This window comes from Mycetocola sp. (genome assembly GCF_046716805.1).
Taxonomy (GTDB): Bacteria; Actinomycetota; Actinomycetes; order Actinomycetales; family Microbacteriaceae; genus Mycetocola_A.
The window spans coordinates 1-4,846 of record NZ_JBKJWH010000092.1; the positions used below are offsets into that span (position 1 = coordinate 1).

The following is a 4,846-nucleotide window of genomic DNA, read 5'->3' on the forward strand; positions in this document are numbered from 1 at the left end:
TCCTTGAGCGTGATGGGTTCCCCGGCAAATCAGGTGGTGCCCGTTCTGCTCGCCTGTGTCGCCTCCTAAACTATGGCAAGTGAGCGAAGCGCTGGACGAGGGGCCGTATGCATCCTTGCGGCCGCGGCACGACGAATCCTCAGCGGGAAGGAATTTTGGCCGAACATCTGATCCAGCCGGAATGCCCGCTCAAGTTGCGGCAACCGGCGGTTGCGCGCCATTGACATACGCGACGATTCCAGACCTCAATGCCAGTGCGTTGAGGGTCTCTCGCAAGTCCTTCAGCGCGGGGAAGCGATCGTGACCTCGGCGAAGTCGAAGTCACGGGGGCTCGCCTGGGCGAGCAGTTCGGCGAGTTCTCTGCGGACGAGGACCTGCCGAAAGCTGTTCCAGCCGTCCCCGAACCACTCAGGGCTCGCCGCGATGTCGGCATCGCCGAGGGACGGCTCGATCCGAAACGGAGGAAGTCGCTCGACGGGGACCGGCAGCCACCTCCACCGGTTACAGCCAAGGCACAGTTTGCCGTCGGATCCGTTGCGCGCGATCGACGCTGCACGGATCTCATCAACGTCGAACCACCGAATGCCGACCGTCGGAATCACGATCTGGCTGGCGGATCCCGGGGGGGAACCCGCGCCATTGAACCGGCCGCAGATTAAGCGTGAAGCGAGCCGCGGCCTCGTCAGCGAGTGACTGCTCGAGGAAAACCCCTAAATGTCGAGCAGCCGACTCGGTTGCGCCACCGCTGACCGAGCGTCGGCGCACCTCTCCCGCTGCCGATATGCCGAACCCTCACCGGGGCGGTAGTGAGAGTCACGGTCAGCACGGCGGTCGCCTCCAAACATGGAATTGGACCGCCCTCTTTGAAGCTGCGTTCGAAAGCTTGTCTGGCGACAAGCTCCGAATCATCGACGCCCCCACCGTCGTCCCGCCGAAACCCGGCCTCTATGCGATCTACGGAGCTGAATCCGTTTGGACGACCCTCGGTGTGAGCTCCACCGCCGACGGCGGCCCTCTGTACATCGGCAAATCTGAGGACAACCTTCTGGCCCGCGAGGTGTACACCTATTTCAAGCAAGCCCCACCCGCAAGCCTGCAACCGGGTCATCGACAGTGCCCCGCCTCTTTTGCAGCCCTCCTTCGAACCGAATTGAGTTTGCGTTCCCAAGCTGGGAACGCGCTCGAACAGATCGAGACGCAACTCATCCATCATTGGGACTCGCCCATCAACATCGACAAAGCACCCACAAGCCGACACCACTCGAGGGCCCTTCGAGCGCTACTGGCACGGGAGGCAAGGGCTTACTCCGGAACCAACGAGACGTTCGGTGCCTAACGGTCAACGTTCCAGGACAAGTCGCGTCAAAGCGATACTCGGGTGGGCCGGTATCGCATCGCGACCGCGCCCGACCGGAACTCGTGGCGATCCACGAGTTCTAGCTGGATGCGCTCGCGCAGACCGGCGAGCAACGTCGGCCCGTGTCCGGCAAGGACCGGCTGCACAAGGAACTCGTACTCGTCGATCAGTCCCAGATCCGCCAACTCCAGTGGGAGCGTCACGCCACCGACCCACAGGCCTTCGCCTGATTCCTGCTTGAGCCGCTGAACCGCTTGCTCCAAGTCGCCTCGCACCAGCTTGGCATTCCAATCGACCCCGCTCAGCGTGCTCGAGACGACGTACTTATCCGCACGGTCGATGGTCTCAGCGAACGGGATCTGCCACTCATCCATCCAATCGGGCCACCTGCCCGTGGCGGGCTTCCGCCACGCCGACTCCATCATCTCGTAGGTCACCCGGCCGAACAGCAGGGCATCGGCTCGCTCCATCTCAGCGGTCCAGTAACGCATCGACTCCTCGTCCGGATGAAGCCCCGCCTCGTGGTGGCAGCAGCCGTCGAGCGTGACGTTGATCGAGTATCGAAGTGGTCTCATCGGGGTTCCTCCCTTGATGCACACAGCGTGTTTCACCGGATCGTACTCCGAGTGGCTTCGTTCTGAGACCTACCTCGGGAAGGTGCGCCCGATCACGTCGGACCCCTAAAAGCTATTCATATGTTCTGACCCTCCCCGGGTTCGAACGAACGGCTCGGCGCACGCTACGGGCTGTCTCAGATGGGGATCGTCGATCAGCACGAGTGGAACGCTCAGCGGGAACCCGCCGTCATTGCAACCATGTGAAGCTCGGTACGTCAGAAGCGCGGACCAGATGGCTGCACGAGCGCATCGCTTCGATCACCCGTCGAGGCTCGTAACCTCGGCGCGCCGATCACCGTGAGGCCGGCGATTGAGCCTGCACTCACTAAATACAAGACAATCGCCCACGGCGCGTGATCCCCTTCGCTCGTTGCAAACGTGTCTGCGAGCGACATGCCGCGGGTGCTGTCTGCGAACTGAGAGCCTCGATCGTCCTTATACGACTGGCAGCCAGAGCAGGGGTGGATACGATGCACGCATGACCCCACGCAGTAAGACGCTCACCAAAGTCATTGGTGGTGTCATCGCACTTGCCGCTGCGATCGTGACCTACGTCTACTTCTTCCAGCCGTGGCGCACCTGTCCGTATGACGATTCGTCCGCGGCCTGCTCGATGCTTCCGGCAGACGCAGCCGTGATGGCCACAGCGATGCTCGGAGTCTTAGTCGGCCTAGTCATCTTGGGCGTGGGACTCTTCACTAAGGGTGTCGACGTCGCGCGGTAGCGAACGCGTTTTACGCACTTTGGTGACGAACGGTAAGCGAAACGGTTACCGCATCAGGCAAGGCGCTAATCAACCGTCCCAGCCACGGTCCCCGGGCGAGCCCTGGCCACTCGTCGTGCCCCTGCCGTCCCCCTCCGAACCCCAAATGGGCTGGACAGGAGTTATTTCCCAAGAGTACGTTCACCTCAACCGCCTTCGATGGCGAAAGCGCTGGTCATGTTCCAAGCGAGTCGAATCGGGGGCTCATCGACTGCAAGGAGAATCAGCAATGTCTACTGGTTCACCCTCCGATCGTGCGACGGTCGATGTTGCGAGATCGGTAGTTCTCGGGCTGCTCGCTGGATTGGTTTGGTTCGTTGTCCTGTCGTACAGCGAAGGTGTCCGCGTTGTCTTTTTGACGGCTGGAGAGACGTTGCGGATCGTCCCTGTAATCCTGATTTCTCTAGCGGTGAGCGCGGTCGGCATGTGGGCTATTTCGCGCCTCGGGACAGGGTTCGGAATCGGCATAGCCGTTGGACTGACTCTATTCACGCTCATCGGAGCGATCGCTGGTGACCTAACCGCGACATTCGCGAACCCAATACTGTTACCGTTCCCAGACCTGTTCAGTCGAGGCGCGAGCTCTATCTCAGTATGGATCGCGGTAATCGCGTCACTGATCTTTGCTTCCTCGACCAAACGCCGACACCCCGATGTTTCGCGTGCGGAGGAACAACCGCGATTGAGTCGCCAGTACCCATAAGACGGACCCCTCACGAGAACCTCATGGACGCAGCGAGATCGCTGGAGCGAACCGTTCGAACCGTCGAAAAGGCGGGTACAGTGGGTTAATAGGAGAGAGATCATGCCTGACAAGTCGCCGCACGAGCATCACGTCAAGAAGCCGGCCGCCAAGACGCTCAAGGAGAAGCGCGCTGAGAAGCACGCGAAGGAGCACGACCACGACATGAGCGCCGCCTCCGATGCGGTGCAAGAGGCGCACAAGGCAGACCAGGCGCACAAGCCGGACGCCGGGCACCAGGGGGATGCCGCGCACAAGAAGCATTAGGCCACGCCCGCGGCGGTCTAGTTGTTCTTCCCACGGAGGTTGTGAGCGTGGCGTGAGGTGAAGAGGTGAGGACCTCCGGTATCGATATGGGTAACCACACCTAGATCGAGTTCACGGAGGTCCTCGTGTCTTACGTTACCCATGCCCGCGCCGCTTTGAACCCGACGGGCCGGTTGAAGATCGCCCGGCTCGTCATCGATGACGGCTGGACTCAGGCGCGTGTCGCTGAGCGGTTCCAGGTCGCCCGCGGCACCGTGTCGAAATGGGTGGCCCGGTATCGGGCCGAGGGCAAGGCGGGCCTGGAAGACCGGTCGTCGAGACCTCACCGCTCACCGAACCAGACACCGCAGCGCACCGAGCGGCGGATCGTCGCGTTACGGGTCACGAAACGGTGGGGTCCGCACCGGATTGCGTATCACCTGCATTTGCCGCAGTCGACGGTGTCGAAGGTCCTCACCCGATACCGGGTGCCATTGCTGGGACACATTGATCTGAATACCGGGGTGCGGGTGCGGAAACCGAAACCGGTGCGCTACGAACGGGAGAATCCCGGCGATCTGGTCCACGTTGATGTGAAGAAACTCGGCCGGATCCCCGACGGCGGAGGCCACCGCACCCGCGGCAGGGCAGAGGGTCGGAAGAACCGTTCCGGCGCCGGTTACGCGTTCCTGCACTCCGCGATCGATGACCACTCCCGGGTGGTCTACTCCGAGATCCTCACCGATGAGAAGAAAGAGACCGCTGCCGGGTTCTGGAGCCGCGCGAACGCGTTCTACGCCGGCCTGGGCATCACCGTCAGCCGGGTGATGACCGATAACGGGTCCTGCTACCGGTCCCGGCTGTTCAACGACACCCTCGGCGAGGCCATCACCCACAAATACACACGCCCGTATCGGCCGCAGACGAACGGGAAGATCGAACGCTTCCACCGCACCCTCGCGACCGAGTGGGCCTACGCCCACCACTACGACTCAGACACTGCCCGAGCCGACACCTACCAGGCCTGGCTTCATGACTACAATCACCACAGACCCCATACCGGCATCGGAGGCAAGTCACCCATCGAACGTGTCCACAACGTCAATGGGAAGAACATCTAG

5 protein-coding genes are annotated in these 4,846 nt (G+C 61.9%); 3 read left to right on the forward strand and 2 right to left on the reverse strand.

Annotated elements, in window-relative coordinates:
- Nucleotides 1-281: 281 nt before the first annotated feature.
- The gene (locus ACLQ62_RS07630) at nucleotides 282-602 is read right to left on the reverse strand and encodes a hypothetical protein (protein ID WP_411721048.1); all 321 of its coding nucleotides are present in this window, start codon (nucleotides 600-602) and stop codon (nucleotides 282-284) included.
- Nucleotides 603-1,362: 760 nt separating this feature from the next.
- Nucleotides 1,363-1,932: a dihydrofolate reductase family protein gene (locus ACLQ62_RS07635; RefSeq protein ID WP_411721049.1), complete on the reverse strand. Its 570-nt coding sequence runs from the start codon at nucleotides 1,930-1,932 to the stop codon at nucleotides 1,363-1,365.
- 520 nt (nucleotides 1,933-2,452) lie between these two features.
- Between ACLQ62_RS07635 and ACLQ62_RS07640 the strand changes: the two genes are divergently transcribed.
- From ACLQ62_RS07640 to ACLQ62_RS07650, 3 genes are all read left to right on the forward strand, one after another.
- The gene (locus ACLQ62_RS07640; RefSeq protein ID WP_411721050.1) at nucleotides 2,453-2,698 is read left to right on the forward strand and encodes a hypothetical protein; all 246 of its coding nucleotides are present in this window, start codon (nucleotides 2,453-2,455) and stop codon (nucleotides 2,696-2,698) included.
- A gap of 844 nt (nucleotides 2,699-3,542) precedes the next feature.
- Entirely contained in the window at nucleotides 3,543-3,746 is a 204-nt protein-coding gene (locus ACLQ62_RS07645; RefSeq protein ID WP_411721051.1) for a hypothetical protein, read from the forward strand.
- A 125-nt stretch (nucleotides 3,747-3,871) separates the two neighbouring features.
- Complete coding sequence (locus ACLQ62_RS07650) at nucleotides 3,872-4,846, forward strand: IS481 family transposase (protein WP_411721052.1); 975 nt, start codon at nucleotides 3,872-3,874, stop codon at nucleotides 4,844-4,846.